This is a genomic window from Planctomycetaceae bacterium, from assembly GCA_041398785.1.
Lineage (GTDB): Bacteria > Planctomycetota > Planctomycetia > Planctomycetales > Planctomycetaceae > JAWKUA01.
In genome coordinates, this window is record JAWKUA010000030.1 from 1 (window position 1) to 24,916 (window position 24,916).

General features: G+C 59.4%; 20 protein-coding genes. 11 read left to right on the top strand and 9 right to left on the bottom strand.

Annotation, left to right across the window (positions count from 1 at the left end; all coding sequences use genetic code 11):
- Together R3C19_24180 and R3C19_24185 are read right to left on the bottom strand one after the other, a co-directional pair.
- A partial coding sequence (locus R3C19_24180) for a serine/threonine-protein kinase (GenBank protein ID MEZ6063458.1) occupies positions 1-2,073 on the bottom strand: 2,073 nt, incomplete at its 3' end.
- Positions 2,074-2,214: 141 nt separating this feature from the next.
- The gene (locus R3C19_24185; GenBank protein MEZ6063459.1) at positions 2,215-2,826 is read right to left on the bottom strand and encodes an ECF-type sigma factor; all 612 of its coding nucleotides are present in this window, start codon (positions 2,824-2,826) and stop codon (positions 2,215-2,217) included.
- A 347-nt stretch (positions 2,827-3,173) separates the two neighbouring features.
- Between R3C19_24185 and R3C19_24190 the strand changes: the two genes are divergently transcribed.
- The 4 genes from R3C19_24190 (at position 3,174) to R3C19_24205 (ending at position 5,833) form a co-directional block, all read left to right on the top strand.
- Complete coding sequence (locus tag R3C19_24190; protein MEZ6063460.1) at positions 3,174-3,671, top strand: hypothetical protein; 498 nt, start codon at positions 3,174-3,176, stop codon at positions 3,669-3,671.
- Positions 3,672-3,807: 136 nt separating this feature from the next.
- On the top strand, positions 3,808-4,584 hold the full coding sequence (locus R3C19_24195; GenBank protein MEZ6063461.1) for a hypothetical protein: 777 nt from the start codon (positions 3,808-3,810) through the stop codon (positions 4,582-4,584).
- Between the two features lie 79 nt (positions 4,585-4,663).
- Complete coding sequence (locus tag R3C19_24200; protein ID MEZ6063462.1) at positions 4,664-4,843, top strand: hypothetical protein; 180 nt, start codon at positions 4,664-4,666, stop codon at positions 4,841-4,843.
- Positions 4,844-4,993: 150 nt separating this feature from the next.
- Complete coding sequence (locus R3C19_24205; GenBank protein MEZ6063463.1) at positions 4,994-5,833, top strand: papain-like cysteine protease family protein; 840 nt, start codon at positions 4,994-4,996, stop codon at positions 5,831-5,833.
- 338 nt (positions 5,834-6,171) lie between these two features.
- Here R3C19_24205 and R3C19_24210 read toward each other — a convergent pair whose 3' ends face one another.
- Positions 6,172-6,450 (bottom strand): hypothetical protein, encoded by a 279-nt coding sequence (locus R3C19_24210; GenBank protein ID MEZ6063464.1) that lies wholly within the window; start codon positions 6,448-6,450, stop codon positions 6,172-6,174.
- Positions 6,451-6,454: 4 nt separating this feature from the next.
- Between R3C19_24210 and R3C19_24215 the strand changes: the two genes are divergently transcribed.
- Positions 6,455-6,679 carry a hypothetical protein gene (locus R3C19_24215; protein MEZ6063465.1) on the top strand — a complete coding sequence of 75 codons (225 nt, stop codon included), beginning with the start codon at positions 6,455-6,457 and terminating at the stop codon, positions 6,677-6,679.
- Between the two features lie 71 nt (positions 6,680-6,750).
- On the opposite strand, the gene R3C19_24220 is transcribed toward R3C19_24215, so the two are convergent.
- From R3C19_24220 to R3C19_24245, 6 genes are all read right to left on the bottom strand, one after another.
- A complete protein-coding gene (locus R3C19_24220; protein MEZ6063466.1) occupies positions 6,751-6,990 on the bottom strand; it encodes a hypothetical protein in 240 nt (79 codons plus the stop codon).
- Positions 6,991-7,009: 19 nt separating this feature from the next.
- A complete protein-coding gene (locus R3C19_24225; GenBank protein MEZ6063467.1) occupies positions 7,010-7,885 on the bottom strand; it encodes a zincin-like metallopeptidase toxin domain-containing protein in 876 nt (291 codons plus the stop codon).
- Positions 7,768-8,352: a transglutaminase family protein gene (locus R3C19_24230; protein ID MEZ6063468.1), complete on the bottom strand. Its 585-nt coding sequence runs from the start codon at positions 8,350-8,352 to the stop codon at positions 7,768-7,770. The genes R3C19_24225 and R3C19_24230 overlap by 118 nt, the downstream gene beginning before the upstream one ends.
- 887 nt (positions 8,353-9,239) lie before the next feature.
- On the bottom strand, positions 9,240-9,560 hold the full coding sequence (locus R3C19_24235) for an AHH domain-containing protein (protein MEZ6063469.1): 321 nt from the start codon (positions 9,558-9,560) through the stop codon (positions 9,240-9,242).
- A gap of 66 nt (positions 9,561-9,626) precedes the next feature.
- Entirely contained in the window at positions 9,627-9,821 is a 195-nt protein-coding gene (locus R3C19_24240) for a hypothetical protein (GenBank protein ID MEZ6063470.1), read from the bottom strand.
- Positions 9,822-10,534: 713 nt separating this feature from the next.
- Positions 10,535-10,936, bottom strand: a complete 402-nt coding sequence (locus R3C19_24245) for an RHS repeat-associated core domain-containing protein (GenBank protein MEZ6063471.1) — start codon at positions 10,934-10,936, stop codon at positions 10,535-10,537.
- A gap of 502 nt (positions 10,937-11,438) precedes the next feature.
- Between R3C19_24245 and R3C19_24250 the strand changes: the two genes are divergently transcribed.
- The 6 genes from R3C19_24250 to R3C19_24275 all read left to right on the top strand — a co-directional run bounded on the left by R3C19_24250 (position 11,439) and on the right by R3C19_24275 (position 24,875).
- Entirely contained in the window at positions 11,439-12,782 is a 1,344-nt protein-coding gene (locus tag R3C19_24250) for a DUF1501 domain-containing protein (protein MEZ6063472.1), read from the top strand.
- A 175-nt stretch (positions 12,783-12,957) separates the two neighbouring features.
- Positions 12,958-15,345, top strand: coding sequence for a redoxin domain-containing protein (locus tag R3C19_24255; protein ID MEZ6063473.1), 2,388 nt, complete (start codon positions 12,958-12,960; stop codon positions 15,343-15,345).
- Between the two features lie 210 nt (positions 15,346-15,555).
- Entirely contained in the window at positions 15,556-16,203 is a 648-nt protein-coding gene (purN, locus tag R3C19_24260) for a phosphoribosylglycinamide formyltransferase (GenBank protein ID MEZ6063474.1), read from the top strand.
- A 170-nt stretch (positions 16,204-16,373) separates the two neighbouring features.
- Positions 16,374-17,120 (top strand): carboxypeptidase regulatory-like domain-containing protein, encoded by a 747-nt coding sequence (locus tag R3C19_24265; GenBank protein ID MEZ6063475.1) that lies wholly within the window; start codon positions 16,374-16,376, stop codon positions 17,118-17,120.
- Positions 17,121-17,323: 203 nt separating this feature from the next.
- Positions 17,324-17,488, top strand: a complete 165-nt coding sequence (locus R3C19_24270) for a hypothetical protein (GenBank protein MEZ6063476.1) — start codon at positions 17,324-17,326, stop codon at positions 17,486-17,488.
- Positions 17,489-18,032: 544 nt separating this feature from the next.
- Positions 18,033-24,875, top strand: a complete 6,843-nt coding sequence (locus R3C19_24275; protein MEZ6063477.1) for a S8 family serine peptidase — start codon at positions 18,033-18,035, stop codon at positions 24,873-24,875.
- Positions 24,876-24,916: the final 41 nt, after the last annotated feature.

Consider the following 24,916-nt stretch of genomic DNA (forward strand, 5'->3'; position numbering starts at 1 on the left):
CTCTTCGGTGGCAGCGATGGACGCGTCGCGGTCGGTTGACCAAAGCAGACCGGCGCTGCTGGAAAGTGCCAGAGCAAGGCTTTCGCGGAAGTACGCGACGTCCGGATGCCCGGCAATGACTTCGCGGTGGATTTCGACGTATCGCTGAGTGTCCCGCTCAGCTTCATCGCGTCGTTTCAGTCCGACCAGCTTTCCGGACCAGTTTGTCAGCGCGTTGGCAAGACCGATGCGGTCATGCGGCGCCGCGCTTCCGATTTCCAGAATGCGGGTGCCATAGTTCACACTGGCGCGGCAGCATTCCTCAGCTTCCTCCGGTCTCAACAGTTGCTGCAGCGTGGCTCCGCGCTGCAGCGACGCATCGCGCAGCGCCCGCAGATAGTCGACGCTGGCGGGTTGCTGCTCGTGAAGCTGACTGAAGACTCCGATTGCCTGGCGGTACGTCGTATCGGCTTCATCAAACTCACCGTGCTCCAGCAGTGTCCATGCCAGGACATGCAGCGTTCGCGCCGTGTCGAACAGGACTTTCGGATCGTCGGACTTCTCTTCCAGCAGTTCCTGACGAAACGCGGCCGCCTTTTCCAGAGCCTCGCGTCCTCGCGCTTCCAGGCTCGACTGACGGACAAGTTCGGTCCCCAGAATGATCAGTTCCTGAATCGGCTTTTGAGCTTTTTCAAAGCGGCTTTCCGCAGCGGACAGGTAGCCTTCCGCCAGCCGTTGCTGACTGGTGGCTTCGGCGGCGCTGGCCTCAGCCCGTTCCGTCGCTTCCCGCGCACGATCGCGTTCCGCCTGGAACTTGAATGCGTTGAGCTGCGCCTGTTCCTTTTGCGCGACCGCTTCGCGCCACTGCCACCAGATTCCGGCAAACCCGATTACCGAAACGGCAACCACGGCTGTCGCCAGCGACGCCGGCAGAGGATGTCGTCGGCACCATCGCTGAACCCTTTCCATGGAACTGACGGGCCTTGCCATGATCGACTCCCCCCGGCGGAACCGACCGATTTCGTCGGCCAGCAACTGCGCCGACTGGTACCTGCGAGCCGTATCCTTCTGCAGACACAAAAGGCAGATGGTCTCCAGATCGCGAGGGACTGCCGGCCGAATCTTTCCGGGAGCCACCGGTTCCATCGTGCGGACCTGGTCAAGCGTTTCCATCACCGTGGCCGCTTTGAATGGTGGCCGACCGGTCAGCAGTTCATACAGGATGGCGCCCAGCGAATAGATGTCGACGGCTGGCGAAGCGGCCTGCGAGAGTCCCCCGGCCTGTTCGGGAGCCATATAAGACGGCGTGCCGAAAACGTGACCCGACGCTGTTCGGTCACTGTCGTCATCCAGCCGTTTCGCAAGGCCGAAGTCACTGATACGCGGAATGCCGTCTTCGCCCATCAATACGTTCGACGGTTTCAGGTCTCGATGGATGATGTGCCGATCGTGTGCGTACTGCAGCGCCAGGGCGAGTGCTTCGACAATGTCGGCGGCTTCCGCAAAGTCCGGAGGCGCGTTTTTGATGCGGGACGCCAGGGTTCCTCCCTCAACGTATTCGAAGACCAGAAACGGGTGCCCGTCGAATTCTCCGGAATCAAAAATCCGAACCAGATTGGGATGCTGCAACTGAGCGGCGGCCCGAGCTTCCACCAGAAAACGCCGCCGGTATTCTTCACCGCTCCTGGTCGTCTGATTCAGCATCTTGAGCGCGACTCGGCGGTGCAGCGTCAGGTCAGCGGCCAGATAGACAATTCCCATCCCGCCCCGTCCGAGTTCCTCGATGATGAAATAGCCGGGGATCGATGGAAACTCATACAAGTCGCCGGCGCCGGGAACGCAGTCAAATGCGCGATGCCTCAGTTCCGGAAACCGCTCAGCCAGTTCGCGGACGGTGCAGTCCGACCGGTAATGCAGCTCAAGCTGAATCAGTTCCGTGATCAATACGCCGCGCAGGGGTTCGTCGATCCCGCCAAGATAGTCCTCCGCACGGGGCGCGCGACCGGCAAGAAACTCGTTCTCAAACGCGTCGCATTTGTCGTTGATGATTTGCAGCTGACCGGCAGACAGGTCGGAGGGCGTGATGTGCGGCATCGGCAGGGCCTATGATTGATCCGGCGAACCGGATTGGAGTACGACTGATCCCGCCGAAGACTCGCATCCGGAAACTTCACTTTCTGTCCGTGAACTCACCGGTACCGTTCACCGTGACGAAAAATCGTGTCGCTGTCCGGCCTATTCCGGCACCGACTCGGCCCAATACGTGCGAATCAGCCGCAAGCGGCGTTCGACGGTTGTCAGCGCTTTCCCGATCTTGTCGGCGATTTCGGCCGATGTCAGTCCGTTCATTTTCCAGATCGCCACGTCGCGCAATTCATCGTCCGGCAGGATGTCCAGCAGACGCTGCATCTCTTCTTCCATCTGAGCCGCGAACTCGGGTGTGGGTTCACGACCGAGTGCCAACTCCAGTGCTCCCGCGCCGTCGTCCGCTGCGGAGTTCTGTGCCAATCCCGCCTGGTCGATCACTCGACCGCCGCCGCGCTTCTGACGGAATTCGTCACGCACCGCGTGATTGGCCTTGCGGACCGTGATCGCCACCAGCAGTTTCCACAGGCCTTCACGGTCCGAAAGATCCGCGAATCGTCCGCGCTGAACTCCCTTCCACAGACTGTGCATCGCACTCAGCGCGATGTCTTCTCCGTCGGCCGGCACGGGACGAGTTCGCAGACGCTTGTCCGCCAGTGCCGCCAGGTGCCGGAAGTACCGGTCCCACAGCTGCTGAGCGGCCGACTGGTCGCCATTTCGCAGATCGACCAGCCATTCAGTGACACTATCGCCATGCACCATTGCCATACCTGTCTGCAGTCGACTCGCGCAGCGGATTTCGAACGGCCCGGCCGATATTACCGCTGCCAAATCGGATCAGCAACAAACGACGCTGCAAATGATTCAGACGGGAAGGCGAGCGGCAGATGAGCTGTCACCTGCCCGCACGGCGCACGCCAAAACGGAGGCGACTATGCGAACGCGATCAATTCCGGCACGACGGTGGACTTCCGCCGAAGTGCTGACGGCGGTTTGGCGCCGCCGGAGTTTTGTCCATTCAGAAAAAACGTGAAGGACTGCGGTTCCAAACGGGCATAGGAAGTTCAGACACGATCACTTTCTCTGCTTTCAGCAAAAGGTACCCTCAAATGTTGCTGTCCACGAACTTTCGAAATGTTTTTCGATCAACCCGGCGCCGACGCCGAGCCGGCCTGATTCGCTCGACGTCCTCGGCGGAAGTGCTCGAAACGCGCAATCTGCTCTCAGCCGTGTGCTGCGACGCATCCGCTGTGAGTCCGCCGGAAGACATCAGCACGTCCACGGTCGCTGAGGAACCCGGCGCGTCCGACCTGGACTTCGGCGAAACAGAACTGGAGGACCGCGCACCGGAGGCGCCAATGAAGTCCTCGAACAACCTGAAGCAGTTTCCTCCTTCAACCGATTCCGATGCCCGCCCGGTCTTCAGCGGCAGTTGGGGAATGGCCTCGTACCAGTACCTGACCGAAACCACCTATAACAACTCGCCGACAGGTGACGATGTTGTTGGTGCCGTCGATCTGCTGGGTGACGCCGATGACGAACCGGATTCGGTCCGCGGAAATCTGCATATCCACACATTGAATATCGGTACCACCGAAAACCTCTGAACCAAACGCCCGCACGGCAGCGGTTGCCCAATCGCCCTGAGTCGCTTTCGTCAATCCGACAAACACAGGGCGGCGGCGGCCCGCGGTCCGGCGGGGCATGAACCGCGTCCCTGGTCATATCACTTTGGAGACTGAAATGTCCGGTATTGCATTTGCGAATACTCAACGTGCGGTTGCTCTGTGTGCCGTACTGCTGGCCGGATCCGTCCAGGGCAGTGAGGAGAATTCATCGAAATCGGACAGCGAGGACCGCTTACAAAACGCGGGGCTGTCTCTGTTCGCGATCGGTCCAAATATGGGACTGGTCGGCTTTGACAGCGCTGAGACGCTGAACGGGGCGAGAATTACGCCGACAACGGAGCTAATGCACGGCGCCCGCACGGTCAGCAGGCCCCGTGACGCAGCGATCGATCGGCACGGAGCGCTCTATCTGATCAGCGGCGCGAACGGCGGATCGGTTGCCGTCTACGAAAATCCGCTGACCGCGAACGGAAGCCGGAAGCCCGACCGGATGGTGTTTGGCAGGAACACGCAGATATCGAAAAGTCCAACCGGCATCGCTATCGACCGGGAGAACGAGCGTTTGTATCTGTCGAACGCAGTGACCGGCATTCTGGTGTTTGACATCAGCTCGTCACAGGCCTTCAGCGGCGACGTCACTCCGTTGCGGGTGTTTCGCGTCGATCAGCCGTGCGCCGTCCGGAGCAGATCCGGTTTGCAGCCGGAGCTCGCCACGTTGTCGACGCTCGCGGAGATACATCGGACATCGCGGTGTTCGACACACCGGGCAATTCCCGGTGATGCAACACCGAACCGAACGATCAATCACATGGACTTCGATAACCGAATAGGCATCGACGTGGACTCAGCGGGACGCCTGCTGGTTGCCGCGCGAACATCAGGCCAGGGATGATCTACAACAATGCGTCACAACCGACGGCCCGGCGACACCGGACATTGTGGTTTCCGTGACGGGTACGACAAGACGGGTGATGCCGTCCTTTGCCGCGACAGACTCGCAGGACCGACTGTACGTGGCAGATTCCGGCGGGAATCAGGTGATCTGCCTGAACGCCATCACCGAATTGCACAGCGGTGCACAGTTTCCGGAACGCATCATCGGCAGTCCGGAACTGATCGCGCCGAACCGCCTGCTGCTGTTCGAGCGCTGAAGGCGAGCTTCATTCCCGTAGTCACACCTGCCAGCCGTCAACACGTGAACGAAGGCAGGCGGATGCCCGGCGGAACGTGTCGCTTCCAACCTCGGACAGCGATCACTCAACAACTGACTGTTTCCACGAAATTGAAAGAAAGTAAGAACAATGCCCCCTCATCTGCCCCCGCTCGATTCGAGTTTTGAAAGAGCGCCGTCCCGGCCATTGCCCGAAAACTATGCCCCATTTGACGGCATTCAGTACAAGGTCACCAATACGGATACGATTGCCAACATCGCTTCACGCGGCGGTCGCAGCGCGAAATTCGTGATGGACTATGCGTTTGGAACACACGACCCGCGCGAAGTGAACTGGTACCTGCGGAATCGCGTCGGGTGCAAAGCCTACGGGCCGAAGAAGCAGAACTTCGCGTTTTCCGATGCGGCCGATCCCGGACTGATCTGGCTGCCGCGACAGGTCTACACCAGGCTGACGGAAAAACCAAAGCCGACCGCGCACCGGTACGACACGCCCGGCATCTATCCTCGATATCGTCAGAAAACCAGCAATGTGTGCTGGGGAGCGGCCGTGGCGAATATCTACGACTGGAAGAAGCGGAAGCCTCGCCGGCGCGTGACCGAGGCACTGACGGAAATTGGCCTGCAGTGGGGATTCCTTTACGAGACCGGATCCTACATGACCGGACCGACGTTCCGCAGCCTGGCCAAAGACGCCGGCCTGCGCCCTCACGCAACCGGCGACTTCCTGCAGGACGACTACTGGATGAGTACGATCAAGTCGCGCGGGCAGATGCTGATGCTGCAGTCGGCCTATGGAGCGTGGACCCACTGGATCGTAATTACCGGCTACGAAGTCCAGGCAGACGGCAAACTGACGGTGATCTACGTCGATCCCGGTGACGGAATTCAGTATCGGTCCTCTGCCGACACGATGTACTCAAAGCTGCTGGACGCCGCGACACAGGTCGCCAAGGTCTGGTCCTTCTGAGTTCCGGGAGGGGCGTTGCCGCACCGGAACATCGCCGATATCCGTTTCGAGCCGGGAACATTGGCACCGGGTGCGTGCATTTCGCTCACACGGTCCTACGTCAACCACGCCCGCCACATCGGAACCAAACAGCCGCGCTCGCACATCGCCGCTCGCCGATGCTCGCCGATGACGAACCTTTTGTAGCCGTCACGCTCCGCGTGACGAGCCAGCCAGGCAGTCCCGCGACAACCACGCCCGCCACATCGGAACCAAACAGTCGCGCTCGTACATCCCGCCGTTCGCCGATGACGAACCCTCGTTCCCGCCAAAGCGAACCGCGCGACGCCAGTCCGCAATCACGCCGCCGAACGCGGAACAGGCGGCCGCATGAGTCCCAGTGACGGTTCCTCATAACTTTGCAAACGTATCAGGCACCGGTGCCGGTCGCGTCGCAGGGCGGCGGTTACTGTGCTGCGAGCGAAGTTGACCCTTTCGTCGAATGTTCGCTGGCACGACGAAATGTCGATTCGTTCGACACACGACAACTCGACGGCCAGCCGAAAGCTGAGTTCCTCCAGAGCGGTCCCGGCGATGCCTCGATGCGAAAGGGATTCTCCGAAGGCAGGTAACGGCACGAAAATGTCTGACAAATGGCTGCGAGAACGGCAGCAGAAGGAAGGCTTGCTGCTCAACGCTGACAGCAGGCACCAGGGCATGTCGCCTGTGAATCCGTTGCAGGATGATTTAGCGGTCAACAAGAGCTTGAGAAAAAGGCCCAAGCCGGCACCGACAGTCGTGCCACCCCAAAGTACAACACTGCAAGCCGTGGAAGCCTGCTCAACCGGCCAGGCTGCAATCCACTGAACCGGCACAGCCTGCGAAAGTCGTGATGCAGAAGCTGAACGCTATCGGGCGACAGTGTTCCGTCACCGTGATCAGAGACCTTCCAACAGACGTGGTTCTTCCGACTGAGCGTCAACGATGATGATTGCGCATTGCCCGTCGTCTTCGATCAATGGATCGATGTCCTGGAATCCCAGCTGAACAATCCACTCATCTTTTCCATCTTCGCGGGAACGGACGACGCGTTCGATTTCAAAATCTTTGAGGCCCTGGAGCTTTGCAAATTCTTCGGCAACGTGGCAAATGCTGGTTACCGTCGTCGTTGTAGACATGTCGTTTGTCTCCTGATCGTCAGTTGCTTCTAAACAATCGCCGGAAGTACTCAATATGCTCAATCGCGTGTTTCTGCTCGGCAGCGGTAAGCGATTTCCAGTAGTGACTTTCTTGAAGAGCCTTGAAAACGAATTCTTCACGCTCAAGTCGGCTGAGCTGGCCGTAAAGCTTCTTGTTCGCCAGCCAGTGTTCATAATGCTTTAGCTCGTGCAGCAACTGATACCGTGTGGCATTTGGTCGTAGTAGTATGCCAGCGCTGCCGTCCCTGAATCGTACGAACTGTGCCGCATCGCCCGTCTTGTCGAGGACGCTCTTTGCCCAGTCATTTTTGATGATTGAGACATTGTTGCGGTTCAGGCGGCTTGAAAGCCGCTTGAGTACATTGTCCGGGATAACCTCCCCGTTTCTCCAGCCTTTCATTGTATCAGTTAACCAATTTGTTCCCCTTGGGGCGCCGAGATTCTCAAAGTCGTCCGACTTTCGTACTGCCGATTCGGCTGCCTGAAGCAACTTGTCCGAAGCGGGACTGCGACCTGCACGCCGAAGTCGTTCGGTGAGTTTACCAAGCAGTTCCTTGATTTTACGTACCGTATTGCCCGAAACAAATGGCAGGATGACAGCGACCGCCAGCACGAATCGTGAGGTGATTCCGAGGTCCTCATCGGTGATCAGGTCCCTGCCTTCGATGAAGTTCGCCAGATCCGCCATATCTCCGACGAGCGGAAGGAATCCGACTCCCGTCGCGAAGGCCTCTTCGACGATATCAAGCTTCGCGATCAGCTCGTCTCGCTGCTCCCTGGAGAACTCCCGCAGTGTACCTGCATGAAGTGCTTCGCCGATTCTGCGAATCTCAGGTGATCCAGCAGGCAGCGGCCTCGCTGAGCCAGCAGGCAGGCGAGTTCCTGACGCGGTGTCAGGTTCGTCAGGTAGCCGCGAGTCGTGTCGGATTTCCGCAGCGGACAGACGAAATTCCGGAAGTACTCATCCGATTCCTCCAGAAAACCCCAGGCGGTGGCGTCCATGTTGAATCGCTCCGCGGGCTGCTCCCACCGCAGGAACACGTGAGCATTCGAGTAGCACAGGAACAGCGGATAGCCCAGACGTCGTCCGATGGCAGCGTACAGCACGGGCATCGTCACGCAGGTACCGCCGCGGCCCGTGAGAATCCCGTGCAGCAGCAGGTTGCCGGAATCGCGGGCGTCGAAGTCGCCTGCCATGAATTTCTGATTGTAACGCACACCCAGCTCCTGCATGACCAGTGTGACCAGCACCAGCATCCGGAACCGTGCCTCCGTGTCATTCAGGTACCGCTGCCGGTCCCGCCGCATCGAAACGGCCGTCCTGTGGCGAGCAAACTTCACCCAGTCCTCGAAGGTTCTGCGACAGCGGGAACGTCGATCGTCCCCGAACACGGCAACCCCACCGCCAGCCGCAGACTGAGTTCCGCCAGATCGCCGCCGGTCACGTCACGATTTGAAAAGCCCGAAGTCTGGCGATCGTGCATCTGACGATTTCCTGCGCAGAAGTCCGGGAGTGAAAACGCCTCACGAATGGCTGGCAGAGCAAAATCAGCGGCAATACGAGGACCTGTGGCCTGACGAAAAACACGACGTCGTCGGGCTGTCGAAGATGAGCCGGTTACCGAGAGATTCGGCGGTCAACAAAAGCTTGAGCAAAAAGCCCAAGCCGCTACTGTAAGCCGTGCCGGTGTTCTAACCTTGGAAGCCTGCTCAACCGGACAAGCTGCAACCGTTCAAACTGGCAGAGCCTGCGAAGGTCGTGATGCAGCAGCGAAATAACATCATTCCCTTTCAACGAGTTCTCCATGTTCGGTCGCCAATAGGAGCACGCCCCGCTGCTCGTCAAGCTCCGACCATTGAATCCCCGGAAACGGCCCGTTGCCACGTGCAATCGATGTGCAGAATCGAACAGTCGTTCCAACGACAACATCCCGCCACGAGTCAACTTCATTCGCTTTGAGGTGCACGAACAGATAGTCGACAACAGCGTTGCGTCCGTCCGACAACACGACCACTGTTGAGGGCATATCGAACTGAACTCCTGGGTCGTCATCGTCGAGTCGTTCTTGTCCGCGACCATCCCGGTCCACAGAACGGGGCGTTCGGCGAATTGTTCGGTGACCCTGCGAATCATCAAGCCCTTTACTAAACGCGTCGCCAACACTCGTAACGAAAGACGACCAGTGCTTCTGCCACGGTCTCACTTCCAGTCATGTCGATACCTCACGCTATCCCCAAGGCCCGTAGGTCCCATCTTCAATCGCCTTCCTTAACTTGTCGGCAGCATTCTGCAGCATGCGTGCCGTATCTGTTGGATTCAGATTCTTTGGAACCGAGTCCAAGTGACGTATGACATCCCGATTGTAGATCGGGTGATTGTCGATGTGGTTGATCGCTTGGCGCAGCAGGATCCCGTTGTTCTTCCCATTGATGTTGAAGCCCCCCTTCGCGGCCTTATCAAGCAATGCCCGATGTTTAGTTATTGCCTCAAGGGGAATCAGGTGATGGGCGATCTTGCCTGTTCCAGCAGATTGCATTGCATCCCGCAAGGAGCTGCTCGCTGGGCTTCTTCGGGTGAGAGGGCAAGCTCATCCACGAATCTCCTTGCTGGGGCATTAGCCGAACTGCTGATACTGTTGGAATGTCGGGGTCTTGCCTTGGGCTGCCGGAATCAGCGTCCCCGTGGCGTTTTCGGAATGCCGGTCCGACCTTGCGGTCGCCGGATCGTAATCAAGTTCGTAGTTGCGGCCCACCTTTCCGCCGGCTTTGGCCGCCGATGTGTGAGCAGTATCGACAAGCGGCTCCGCCAATCGCCAGCTCCGTGAGCACTTCGATGTACTCGGGAAGCAAGGTCTCCAGTTCTTCGTAAGAGCGAGCCTGCTCAATCCGACTGAATAGCCGGGGCGAGCCGCAAATGTCTTTTGCATTGCTAAGCAGGCCCAACGCCGCCATGAGAGCCGTAGTAAAAGCCGCGGCACCCGACAGGACCACCAATCGCTCCCGATGCAAACCCCAGAACCGCTGTTGGCTCCACAAACACAGCGATCTTTGTCATATTCCTCGACGGATGTCAGTTCCCGTAGCTGCGATTCGACTTCAGCACCGACCATTCCCTTCTCGAAGGCTTGCTCAAGCATCCAGACGCGCGGTCTGTCGTATCGAGGCGGCGAAACGCAAGATCGGCGAATGCCTTTTCTTCGCTTTCTCCAGTGTCGCCGCTCAAGTTCCGCGTAATGTGCAACTTGCCGCAGTTCGTGCGGTTTATTTCGCTCGCGGTAGTCTGCAGCGGCCAGAATCCGGGCCTCATTGTTTTCATAGAAGTCAACGATCCGATACGCGTCCACGATGTCCGCGGAACGACGAAACTCGTCGACAATCGTTTTCCTGTATTCCGCTCGTAGCGGATGGAGATGAGGAATCGCCGCGTCAATGGTTGAAGCGTATTCTTCCGCGTCCCGGAAGAGTTCGTCATCGGTTCGCTCACGTTCCCGCAGCCCGCTGGGATCTGGCCTCGTTGACTGGATCAGTTGTTGCGGACGTAGCGGTAGAGGTTCAGGTCATCCTCAGCCGGATCTTCGCTCTTCAAGCGGCCGGTTTTCGGGTTGTAGTGGCGATAGTGCAGGGCGTACTCGGTTTCCGGACCGGAATTCGGGTCGCGGTGGTAGGCCAGATATTTGCCCTTGTACAACTGCGAATTCGCCGTGCTGCCCGTCGAACTGCGAAGGTCTCCCCACGCGTCGAAGTCGTACTCGTCCGTGATCGCCTGAGCATCGTCCGTGAGCTGCCGGACGTTGTAGATGCCGTCGAACTGGTAAAAGCTGGATTCCCCATCCCGGTGCTGGCTGATGACTTCAGCGTAGGGCTGAGGATTTTTTCCGTGGCCGCGAAGGTCGCCGAACCTAAGGCCTGCGGCAGATGAGAACATACTCTCCGGTTTCAACGGGAGGGTCGAAGTTTGATCGCCGTGCAGGCGATCAAACGAGGGGAGGGCGTCCGAGCATCGAGAGTTCCCCGTGCGTCACCTCCCGCGATCGAACGCCTAGAACGGCATTCGATCGGCGACCCTCCCGTTGAAACGGGAGGGTGAAGCAATTGCCGCTCTGCATTGGTCAATTCTCCTCTGCCGATCACTTAACGGGACGCCGCTTCCCGACGTGTCTTCGGCAGTCGGCATGCGGTTGGCTGCTTGTTGATTGGAACCGGGGGAGCATCGCCGATGGCGGTTTCGAGCGGGAAGACGCGCACCGGGTGCGGGCGTTTCGATCCGGGGAATATTGGCAGACAAATCTCGGAGAGGCGTTTATCCTTCAGGCAGACAGTTTTTTCGTCGCGTTTTTTTTTCGTCGCGGATTGTTGCCGGCGGCCTGGATTGCAGTTCCGCCGTGAACATTCGACGGATCGAGATCGCCCGTTCGGGAGCCTGAATTGTGAGTTCATCGTTCACTCGCCGGATGTTTCATCGTTATTCGGCACTCAGCCTGCTGGGAGCCTCCGCTTCGGGATGGCTGCCGGCTTTAGCGGCGTCGGCGGCTCAGGCTGACGTGAAGCTGCGCCGGAAGTGCATTCTGCTGTGGATGTCCGGCGGTCCCAGCCAGATGGAAACGTTCGACCCGAAGCCCGGCCACGAAAACGGCGGGCCGACCAAAGCCATCGACACCAGTGTGGCCGGCATCCGCATCAGCGAACACCTGCCGCAGGTGGCTCAGGTGATGGACCATCTGGCGCCGATCCGGTCGATGTCGACAAAGGAAGGCGACCACGCCCGGGCGACGTATTTTCTGCGAACCGGCTATCTGCCTCAGGGCCCGATTCAGTATCCGTCGATGGGTGCGTTCCTGAGTAAGCAGCTTCGCGACGAAGACTGCGACCTGCCGTCATACGTCAGCGTGAATCCGTTTCGAGCGTTCAGTCCGGGGGCATTCGGTCCGGGGTTTCTGGGTCCGGCATGGTCTCCGCTGGTGGTTGAAGGCCAGATGGCGGGCGACGGCGAAAACCGGACGATTTCATTCGACGTGCAGAACCTGAAACCGTCGCCGAAAGTGACCGTGGAACAGACCGATGCGAGGCTGCAGTTGCTGACATCACTGGAACACGATTTTCTGGCTCAGCGACCCGGCGGACCGGGCAGCAGCCACGTGCAGAGCTATCAGCAGGCCGTGCGCATGATGAAGTCGTCGGCGGTTGGAGCATTCAATCTGGAAGCGGAAGACGAAACTCTGCGGGACGCTTACGGTCGCAATCCGTTCGGTCAGGGCTGCCTTCTGGCTCGACGGCTGATTGAAGAAGGTGTCTCGTTTGTTGAAGTCAATCTCAGCGGCGCCGACGGCAGCGGCAACGGAGCCGGCTGGGATACTCACGCGAATAACTTCGAACAGGTCAAGTCGCTGTGCGGAGTTCTGGACCCTGCCTGGGCCGCCCTGCTGAACGATCTGGAACAGCGAGGATTGCTGGATGTGACTCTGGTGATCTGGATGGGAGAATTCGGCCGGACTCCGAAGATCAACGAGAATTCCGGCCGCGACCACTGGCCGGGAAGCTGGAGCACCGTGCTTGGCGGAGCGGGCATTCGCGGCGGCCAGGTTTACGGTTCCACCAGCGACGACGGTATGGAGATCGCGGAGAACCCGATGTCGGTTCAGAATCTCATGGCAACCATCTGCGCGGCGCTGGGGCTTGATCATCACGCCATGAACCTCAGCAACATCGGCCGCCCGATCCCGCTGTCGGATCACGGTTCTGAACCGGTTTCGGCATTGCTGTCGAACGGATGATGGTTCCGCGGCAGCGGAATTCGGACGCGCCGTTCGGACAGCGTCGCGTGAATGCGGATCGATGCACACTTTGAGGGAATCGTCGCCTCCGCGCGCTTGCTCATGTCGAATCCAGGGCGCACAATGGCCGGGCCTGTGCTTCGTCCCGCCGCCTTTTTCGACGTGAGTCCCCGCCATGCTTCGACGTTTCACCGTTTCCTTCATCGCCCTGCTGTTGGTGTGTGGCAGCGCACTGAGTGGTATCCTTGTTTCGGGGGTACCCATATCGAACGCGGCTGCGGCCGCTGAAGACCAGCCGGGACAGACATCCGCTGAGCCGGCGGGCGACGGCGAAAACCTGCCGGAAGGTCATTCCAGCCACGGCGAAGTCTTCAACGAAGGGCCTCGCCAGGCGGCGCATCGGATGGACGGAGTCGGCAGCGTTCGTTTTTCCGCCACCACGGAGAAACCGGAGGCCGCCGCGTTTGTTACTCAGGGCGTCGCTCAGTTACACGGGTTCTGGTATTTCGAATCGGAGCGGTCATTCCGCCAGGCGGCCGCCATCGATCCCGGCTGTGCCATCGCGTACTGGGGCATGGCCATGTCCAATCGAGCGAACGCGGATCGCGCAAAAGGGTTTATCAAGGAAGCGATGGACCGAAAGGACAGCGCATCGCCGCGGGAGCAGCTCTACATCGAAGCTTTCGATCGCTACATCAATGCGGAGACCGACAGCAAGGACAAGAAGCGCGAGCGTGCGGAGAAATACATCGATGATCTGGAGAACCTGCTGGACGAATTTCCCGATGATATCGAAGCGAAGGCGTTCCTGTGCGAGTTCCTGTGGTCGGCGCGCGGTGATGACGTGAAGATCTCCAGCTACCTGGCCGTGAATGCCCTGATTCAGGAAATCCTGGACGTCGAACCTCTGCATCCCGCGCATCACTATCGCATCCACCTGTGGGACGGAAAAAAGCCGAAGAATGCTCTGGAATCCGCTGCTCGCTGCGGACTGGCGGCTCCTGCGATCGCTCACATGTGGCACATGCCGGGGCATATCTATTCGAAGCTGCATCGCTATCACGACGCCGTTTACCAGCAGGAAGCGTCGGCTCGAGTCGATCACGCTCACATGATGGAGAACCTGGTTCTTCCCGATCAGATCCACAACTTCGCTCACAATAACGAATGGTGCATTCGCAACCTGATCCACATCGGTCGGGTTCACGCCGCGATTGAGCTGGCGAAGAACATGATCGAAATGCCGCGGCATCCGAAATACAACCACATCGAAAAATCCGGCAGTTACAAATACGGTCGCCAGCGCCTGCTGGATGTCCTGCGGGCCTATCGGCTGCACGATGAAGTCATTCGACTTGCGGAAACTCCCTGGCTGGAAGAAACCGGTAACGACCGGGAAGACCTGCTTCTTGATCGGGCACTGGGGTCGGCCTTTGCCGCAACCGGTCGTGTGGCCGAAGCGGAGGCGATTCGTCAAAAGCTGCGGTCACTGGTGGCCGCGACGGAAGCGGAGCAGAAGAAGGCCGGCGACGACGCTGCGGAGAAGGCCACTGAACAGAAGAAGGACGATGCTGCCGTGAATAAGGCTCGCACGGACGCCGAAGCCAGGCACGATGATCGCATCAGGGAACTGCGGCAGGTCATTGACGAAATCGACGGACGGCTGGCGCTTCATCGCGGAGAGTTCGACAGGGCACTGGAACTGTTCGAACGGGCGAAGCAGGTTCCCGCGGAGGAACACGTCGCCGCTATGCTGGCCGCCGGAAAGAATGACGCCGCCGTCGAAAAGATCGCGGATCACGCTGGCAAACGGCCGGGAGAAGTTCTGCCGCTGGTGGCTCAGATCGAAACGCTTTGGCAGGTGGGAAGAAAGGACGACGCAAGAAAGGCGTTCGATGAGCTGAGAACGATTTCTTCAACGATCGATTCCGAGGTCCCTGTCTTCGCAAAGCTGGCGCCGATTGCTCACGAAATTGGCTTCGCCCACGACTGGCGGACTGCTCGGGTACTGCCGGATGACCTGGGAGCGAAGCCGGAACTGGATTCGCTGGGCCCGTTTCGCTGGCAGCCGGTCAGGGCTCCCGACTGGTCGCTGCCGAACGTCGAAAACAAACCGGTGGCTCTGAGTGACTATCACGGCAAACCCGTGGTCGTGATCTTCTATCTGGGCTACGGATGTCTGCACTGTGCGGAACAGTTGCAGAAGTTTCATCCCGAAACAGACAAGTTTCGCGAAGCGGGATTCGAGCTTGTGGCTGTCAGCACGGACCGCCAGGAAGATCTCAGCAAGGCGTATGAGAACTACGATGGCGGCTTCAAATTTCCGCTGGTGGCCGACCCGGACCTGACCGTGTTTAAAAAGTATCGGTGCTTCGATGACTTTGAACAGAAGACTCTGCACGGCACATTCGTGATCGACGCAGCGGGACTGATCCGCTGGCAGGACATCAGCTACGAACCGTTCATGGACCCGGAATTCGTGCTGAAGGAAGCGAAACGGCAGATTGCGACGCCGCGCGATACTCCGGCCGCCGATTCGTCACTTGCCGCTGTAAAGGAGTAGGCTGTCGCTCCGTGTGCGGCTGCGGACTGCGGCGGTTCGGTGAGACATGGACGGCTTCGGGCCGCTGCGTCGACGAAAGGCCGCCGAGTGGAACGCACTGGTTTGCGTCGCAGGGTACCACTGTTCCGCCGGGTCGCCTGAAGTTCCGGACGCCGAGGAATTGCCGGGGACACCGTTCGTCCGTCAGATCAAAGTCACTGGGAACCGTCATTGAGAACACTGCCCGCCATCACCGACCGCCCGGTTCGTCTGGGAGTTCTGATCAGTGGCGGAGGCACAACTCTGCAGAATTTCGTGAACTGCATGGGTGACGGAACACTGAATGCCCGGATCCCGCTGGTGATCGCCGATCAGGCGGGGTGCGGCGGCATCGAGCGCGCCGCGCGGGCGGACCTGCCGTGCATCGTGCTGCCTCGCAGGGATTTCGATTCGACGGCTGCCTTCAGCGAAGCGGTGTTCAGCGAACTGCGGCGGTGCGAAGCGGATCTGGTGACTCTGTCAGGATTTCTGTCGCTGCTGAAAATCCCCGACGACTTTCGGTATCGAGTGCTGAACATCCATCCGTCGCTGATTCCGGCGTTCTGCGGAAAGGGCTATTACGGTCACCGAGTGCATGAAGCGGCGATCGACCGTGGAGTCAAGATCAGCGGCTGTACGGTGCATTTCGCGGACAACGAATACGACCACGGACCGATCATCCTGCAGCGGACGGCGGTTGTTCCCGACAACGCCGGTGCTGACGATCTGGCGCGTCTGGTGTTCGAACAGGAAAAGATCGCCTATCCGGAAGCCATCCGCCGAGTCTGTTCCGGGCGACTTTCGATCGACGGGCACCGGACCGTCTGGCAGCCTTCCTGACGCCGGGAACATCGGCCGGAAAAATGCGGGGATGCGGCTTCAAAAGTCGACTTTCGCCCGTCCTGCGCATAGGATAGCCGCAGCCCTGGCGGTGGGATGGACGGCCTTTCCACAACGTCGGGGCTCCCTCCATTCGAAACCCGCCAGTTCAATATCCCGGAAGAAACCTGATGTCAAAAATGAAGATATTGTCGTTTGCCCTGACCTGCCTGTGCATCGCGTCAGCCGGTTCGGCCGCTGACTGGGGATCCATCAAGGGGCAGATCTGCCTGAAAGGTGATGTTCCCGAGCAGGCTTTGCTGCATAAGAAGGGTGCCGACGTCAAGGATGCCGCCGTATGCGCCGCGCACGATATGATCAATCCGGAAATGATCGTCGACAAGGAAACTCACGGAATCGCGAACGTATTCGTGTTTCTCGCGAAAGCCCCCGGCGACATTCATCCGGACGCGGCCGCGAAGGAAGACACGGTGACCTTTGACCAGAAGAACTGTGAATTCATCCCGCACGCGCTGTTCGTTCAGGCGGGACAGACGGTGGAAGTGCTGAACAGCGACCCGGTCGCTCACAACACGAATGTGATCTTCATTCGCAATCAGCCAGCGAATGTGATTGTGCCGGCAAATACCGCAAAGGGTGCGGGCGTGGGGTTCAGCACGACGTCCAGGGAGTCACTTCCGGTCACGGTGAAATGCGACTTTCATCCGTGGATGCGGGCTCACTGGCTGGTTCTGGACCATCCATACGCCGCTGTGACGGACAAAGAAGGCCGCTTTGAAATCAACAATCTGCCCGCCGGCGACCATGAGTTTCGGATTTGGCACGAAAAGAAGGGCTGGCTTGACCGCAAGTATTCCGTCACCGTCACGGCCGGTGAGACTCAGGAACTGGAACCGGCCTACTTCACTCTGGAATAGTGGACGGCGCAGCGTGCTTTGATTAAAGCGGCGCGCCCGGCTGAAATCTCACCGGGGCAGAATCCCCGGGGCACGCGGGACAAGTTCGGCGAGGCCGGGGTTCGTCCCGTGAAGGCCATCCGGCGGCTGAAGTGCAGTGACGACCGCCGACGCGATATCTGATAATCGCCGGCTTTGCATCGGTGATCCGGAGTGAGTCTTCCATGACGCAGCGTATTGGGTTTCTGATGCAGCTTTTCGTGCTTTCAGTGCTGCCTGTGCTGATTGTGTATCAGTTGTATTTCGGGATCCGACTGATCGTGATGCCCGCGTGCCTGCTGGCGGGCATTGTGCTTTTCGCGGTTGGAACGCGACTGCGCGAATCCTGATTTCGAAAGCAACTCGCCGGAACTGCGGGCGTCTGCGCGGATCCCGCGTTGCGAGGCGCCGGGGCGGCTTGGTAAACCGTGACGCGGCGAACGATCGCGCCGGTCGAACGACGCACCGGACAGCCTCGACGGAAGGTTTATGCAACCGGAAGAGTCCTCCGGGCCGGTGTCGACAGCTTCGGCAAAATCGCCTGCTTCCTCCCGCGGTCGCCGAATGGCGGCGATTCTTCGAAACGCGGCATCGACCGGAACTGCGCTTTCTGTCGAGAACTCGATAACCGGCGAAAAGTTCTGGTTTTTGCGGTGTCACACTCGAACGTCTGTGCGGAATTGTTGGGTCGCGTGCCGTTTGTCGTCTCAAACGATTGGCGGTTCCTGCTTTTTGGGCGTTTAGGGACTCTGCGCTGCAAAACAAACTGGCATCCGGTTGTGCTTGCAGTTGTGATATTGCCAGTATTTTTCCCTCACCGCGCCGTTTCGGGCCAGCGGTCAGCGGATTTTCCCGCCACTTCGTTCTGTCCAGATCCTCGAAGGGTTCTTATTCATGACAGTTCTGCAATCTCTGCTGTCAACGTTTCGCGCTTCCCGTTCGACGACCGTGCAAACCCGCAGACGACTGGGACGCAACCGAGGCACCGGCTTTGCGGTGTTCTCACTGGAATCTCTGGAAGACCGAGTTCTGTTGTCGGGAACAACACCGGAGTACGTGCCGAACCACGTGATTCTGGGCCTGGGGGACACTGACAGCCCCGACGTCAGCCAGCCAGACGACATTCAATTGGTAATTCCCGGATCTGCGATCAGCCCGCTCGGCAATTACGGCCTGTACCTGATGACTCTGCCGGCAGGTGTCGACGCAGTTGACATAATTCCCACGCTGCGGGGACTTCCCGGGGTCGCATCAGCCGAGCCCGACTGGATCGGAGAATGGACCGCCGCTCCCAACGATCCGGACTATGCCGGTCTGCAGTGGTCGCTGAACAATACGGGACAAACGGTCAACGGTGTGACCGGACTCGCTGGTGCCGACATCAGCGCGGAGCTGGCCTGGGACGCATCCATCGGCAGTTCCAACGTCATGATTGCCATCGTTGACAGCGGAATGGACTACCTGCATCCGGACCTGATCGACAATGTTTGGGTCAACCCGGGCGAAATCGCCGGGAACGGGATCGACGACGACGGCAACGGATTCATCGACGACGTCAACGGCTGGGACTTCGCGGACAACGATAATGACCCGATGGACTTCGTCGGTCACGGTACACACGTCAGCGGCACCGCCGGCGCTGTCGGAGACAATTCACTTGGACTGACCGGTGTGAACTGGGACGTCAGCGTGATGGCACTGAAGATCGGCACGGATCTTGGCGGCCCGACGGTTGCCGGAGCCATCGGAGCGATCAATTACGCTGTCAGCATGGGAGCCGTCGCTTCCAACCACAGCTATACGGTTCCCAGTACCGCCGCACTGCAGAACGCCGTCAACTTCGCGCAGGCGAACGGCCATATCATCGTGGCTGCGGCGGGGAACAGCAGTTCAAACAACGACATCTTCCCGTCATTCCCCGCCAATTTCGCGAATGACAACGTGATTTCGGTCGCGGCAACGGATCAGGTTGACGACCTCGCATTCTTCTCGAACTTTGGCGTCAACACCGTCGATATCGGAGCTCCGGGCGTCAACATCTGGAGCACGACGCCGCGAGCCGGTTCGTTGTTCTATGGTCCGAACTATGATTTTTCGGACGGTACATCCATGGCGTCCCCGCATGTCACAGGGGCTGTGGGATTGCTGCGAAGTATTGCTCCGGGAGTTTCGTATACGGAAATCATCCGCGCGCTGTACGACGGTTCCGACCAGATTGCCGCGCTGAATGGCCGCGTTTCGACCGGTGGACGGCTGAATCTGGCAGGCGCCATTGCGCAGCTTTCTGCTGCGGAGATTTTCGTGTCCCCCGGCTCCGTCAGTGAAAACGTCGGCGCGGGAGGAGCGACGATTACGGTTCGCAAGGTCGCCTTTGACATCGGCACGGATCTGGTCGTTGACGTTTCCTTCAGCGATGACACAGAAGTTGCCGTCCCGCTGTTTGCCGGTGCCACGTCCGGACAAATCACAATCCCGGCCGGCCAGCGGTCGGTCACGATCCCCGTCGACATCCTTGATGACACGCTGCTGGACGGAACTCAGACCGTTGTCTTCACGCTGGACATTGCCGGCACAACGATTGATTCCGCGTCGCTGGACGTTACCGACTACGAAACTCTGACGCTGACAATTGACAAGAGCACGCTTCGCGAAGACGGGGCGGACGGCCCGGCAACGGCAACGCTCACCCGCAGCAATACCGATGTGGACGACCCGAATGTGTTTGTGACGGTCAACAACGAACTGGTTGAGTACGACGCAACCGGGACGATTGTCAACACCGTGCCGATTCCCTGGCCGACCGGAATGCGACCGGCCGGTGAGGATGCTCACGACGCCGTCTTCCTGCAGAACGGCAGGATCGCCGTCTATAACGGCACGACGGTGGGCTACGTTTCGGTCTATGACCCGACCGCCGGCACGTGGCAGGACTTTCTGGTGCCCGGCCTGTCCACGAATTCGCTGGACGGTTCCGGAGGCATCACGTCAATCGGCAACTTTGTGTTCCTGACGGACATGCAGTCAGCCCCCGCGAATCCGTTCGGTGCCGTTCGCCTGGATCTGGTGACCGGCGCTGTCACTCGGTTTGCGACGAAGTCGCTGGGCGATCGCCTGTTTGTGAAGGACATTTTCGCCGACACGATTCAGGAAGTGAATCCGCTGACCGGGGCCACGGTCAACACGATCCCGATGCCGACCACGAATACCTTTGGTTTCAATACGGGACTCGCCTTCGATGGAACCAACTTGTGGCTACTGGCGGGACCAATCGGCAACGACCAGATCTACAAACTCGACGCGGATACCGGTACGGTTCTGGACGTCTTTAATCTTGGCGGCGCCACCGAATGGGACGGACTGGCCTATCTGAACGGCCTGCTGTACCTGCAGGATAACTTCCTGCAGAACCGGATCACCGTTTACGACCCGGTCCTGCGTCAGATTGTCAATACGCTGGACGTTGGTGCCCGCAACGGGATCGACATTACCGGCGGTCTGGCGGCGATTCGGAACCCGGATGCCCTGTTCGCGACATCGACGTTTGGTGACGAAATCTACGAAATCAATCCGGTCAACGGAGCACTGCGCAATACCTGGAACAGCGGCGCATCGACGACCGAATACGGCGTTGCAGTTCTGTCGGGCGAAGTTTACATCGGCGAGTTTCAGTCGGCCGATCTGCGTGTATTCAATCGCGACGGTGTGTTTCAGCGAACGGTCACGCTTGCTCTGACGCCGCCACCCGGCGTGTTTGGTCTGGGCGGCGACGATATCCAGGGCCTGACAACGACAAACTATCGTTATCGGGACATTTCCGGCGGTCTTGACGGCAAGATCTACGTCCTGGATCAGGGCGGCACAGCGGTCGGCCGTTACGATGCCACAACCCTGCAACTGGAAGAATTCTTCGAACTGGATGTCCCCGTTCAGGCCATCACTGTTTTCTCTGACGGCAGGATCTACGGAGCTGCCGACGATGGCATGGTGCATGAATTCGACGGCACCGGTTCCCTGTTGCGGTCGATGGATTCGGGCATCACCGGACTGATCGACATTGACGTCAACGTTGGCGAAAAGATCCTGCTTTCGTCGTCGTCCGGCATCGTCGGCCGAACGTCGCTGGCCTTTGAAGCACCGACAACGTTTACTGCCGGAGCGTCCCAGACGTTCATCACATTTGGCCGGCACTTCACTCAAACCGGCGGCGAAGCCATCGTTGACCTCACGAACAGCGACCCTTCGGAATTGTCCGTCCCGACTCGGGTGATTATTCCTGTCGGACAGCAGTCCGTGACATTCCCCGTTTCCGCGGTGGACGACAACATCCTTGACGGCAGCCAGTCGGTCACGGTGTCACCGGCCAATTCGCAGTATGCGGAACTGAATTCGGATTCAGTGACCGTGCTGGACGTCGAAGGTGTCCTGGTCGATGTGGCGGCAACCGAAATCAGCGAAGACGCCGGCATTGCCGCAACGACTGTTCATCTTTCCCGGACCTACATCGACGGACCATTCACGTACGCGGTTTCGCAAACGTTCACCAATTCGCAGCCAACACCGATCCCGGACTTTGCGATCCTTGAATCACACATCGTGGTTCCCAGCCAGATCTCACGGATCAGTGACATCAATGTTCAGCTTTCACTGACGCATTCCTGGCTGCAGGACCTGGACGTGTTCCTTGTCAGTCCGTCGGGAACAACGGTGGAACTGTTTACCGATGTCGGCAGTAACGGGACGGAAATGACCGACCTGATCATCGATGACGAAGCCCTGGTGCGAATCATCGATGGTTCGTCTCCGTTTACCGGCCGCTATCGTCCGGAACAATACCCGTCGCGCGGCATGAACCTGTTCGACGGCGAGAACCCCTCCGGCACGTGGACGCTGGTCGTACGCGATGACAATCAGCAGGACATCGGGACGCTGCTGAACTGGTCACTGCACATTGATACCGTGGGGCTTGCGCCGCTGACCGTGACGCTCAGCAGCGACGACATTACGGAAGCCGCTTTCGGCGGCGCCGGCGGACCGTCGTCCACGATCGAAATGCTGATTCCGGCAAATCAGTCCGAAGCCATGGTGACGCTGGACGCTGTGGACGATCAATTGCTTGACGGAACGCAGACGGTGACCATCAGCGCGACCGCCGTGCAGTCTCCGGACACGTCGATCGACCTGAGCATTCTGGATCTGGGCAGCGACGTGGTCGATGTCACGGACGTCGAACTGCTGGAACTGTCCGTCAGCACGGACTTCATTTCCGAATCCGCCGGCGGCAATGCACTGACCGGAACCGTAACGCGGCTGAACACCGGCGACGCTCCGTTCAGTAGTCCGCTGACCGTCAACCTGATGAGCAGCGATACGTCAGAACTGACCGTTTTGGCAACCGTCACGATTCCCGCCGGTGAGGCATCGGTCAATTTTGATATCTCGGCCGTCGACGACGCTCTGTTCGACGGGGACATTCCCGTGACGATTTCCGCCACGGCAGCCGGATACTTTAATTCGCCGTCGCAGATCGTGACCGTGACGGATCATGAACCGGCAATTGTCCTGCAGACAGCGTCGACGACCGTCGTCGAAAACGACGGAACGCTGCAACTGCTGGTTCGCCGAATCAATGCACTGGATATCAGCAACCCTGTGACTGTGACACTGACCAGCAGCGACATTTCCGAACTGAGCTTTGGCGGATCCGCCACAACGACCGTCACAATCGCTGCCAACAGCACCAGCACCCCGGTGACCGTCACCATTCACGACGACGCACTACTGGATGGAAGTCAGGTCGTCACGCTGGATGGCACGGGCGCGGGAATCAACCCTGGCACTCTGGACATCACCGTCGAGGATCACGAAACGCTGACCATCACGCTGAATCACTCCAGCTTTCTGGAAAACGGCGGGACCGGTGCCGTCACGGGAACAGTTACGGTCAGCAATACCGGCGACCGAACGCTGCCTCTGACAGTCACTCTCAGCAGCAGCGACCTGACGGCGGCAACGGTACCTGCGACCGTGACGATTCCCGCCAATGCGACGTCGGCTCAGTTCACAGTGACACCGATCAACGACCCGGACATCGACGGTGATCAGCCCGTTACGTTTACCGCTGTCGCCGCCGGATATATCGATGGCGTCGCGAATGCCACGGTTCTGGATCACGAGCCTCCGGTGCTGACCGGGCCGGAATCACGAACACCCGACGCGACACCTGCGATCACGTGGGATCCACTGCCCGGCGCTGTCCGGTACGACCTGTGGGTCAACTATGTTTCCGGCGGAATCACTCAGATCATTCGTGTTCAGGATGTTCGAGACAATGCCGGCGATGTCACCACAGAATACACGCCTCCGGCCGAGCTTGGTCTGGGCCGGTATCGCGCTTGGGTGCGAGCCTACAATGCTCAGGAAGTCGCGGGGTTCTGGAGCGCCGGCCGTGACTTCGTCGTTACGACGCCACCGCAGATTATTTCTCCCGGCGGACCGGGAAATGCCGCGTCGCCATCTTTCCCCGATATCACCTGGTCGGACGTCGTCGACATCACTCGCTACGACCTGTGGGTCACGAATCTGACCACCGGAGAGCACCCGATCATTCGCGCGGAAAACCTGCTGACGTCGAACTTCCAGACGACTCAGGATCTGCCCGGCGGCGACTACCGAGCGTGGGTGCGAGCCTTCGGGCCAATGGACGCAGCCAGTTCCTGGAGCGCCGGCCGAACATTCGGGGTGCTCGCAACCCCGCAGATCATTACTCCGTCCGCAGGAACGTCCAATCGCACGCCGACAATCGAATGGAATCCAGTCTCCGGAGCCGATCATTATGACGTCTGGATCACGAACCGAGACACCGGTGCGATTGTCGTTCGCGACCGCTTCGTGCCCGAAGCGACATACAAACCGCTGTCAGACCTTTCTGATCAGCGGCATGTCGTCTGGGTCCGAGCCGTCTCGGAGATGGGCTTTGTGTCGCAATGGTCGCCCGCTGCCAATTTTGTCGTCAGCGGAAATCCGGAACTGGGACGACCCGTTGTCACGTCGCCGTCTCAGAACGGTGTCGCAGGCAGTCGTCCGGAGTTTGCCTGGACACCGATCGCGGGCGTCGATGGCTACGAAATCTGGGTCAACCGTGTCGACGTCCCGACACGCCAGGTGATCTACAGCGATGCCGTCACCACAAATTCCTATACGGCCACCACCGCTCTGGCGGCGGGTGAGTATCGTGTGTGGGTGCGGGCACTCAGCGATTCCGGTGAGGTTTCAGAATGGAGCGCTGCCGTTGACTTCACGGTTGCCGCCGCAAGCGTTCCTGTCTTCGACGCCGGTGCCACTCCGTCACCCGTGGCGATTCTGACCGGACTGACCGAAGTATCCGTCGCCCAGCAATCCGACGCTCCGGCAATTGTGCCAAACGTCGCGGCACCCGCTTCCGACAGCCATGCGACAAAGATCGCTGACGACGCGGCTTCTGTAAAGACGGCGGAATTTCCGCAGCCGGAAACACGCGCTGCTGCTGTCAGCCCGACTGCGGTTGTCCTCGATCGCTCAGAGGAAGCACCGGCTGAAGACTTTGACGCCGTGATGGCGAACTGGGACTCGGCCGCCTGGTGGACGGAGCCTGCTCAGGAAACTCCCGGCCACGAAGCATCGCTCGCCGGACTTGGCCTGGCCATTGTCGCGGGAGGTTCTCTGAACCGAAAACGACGTCCGATCCGCAATCGCGATTAGTCGTCAGAAATCTGCGTTACCGCACAAGAGGCTGCTTCCCA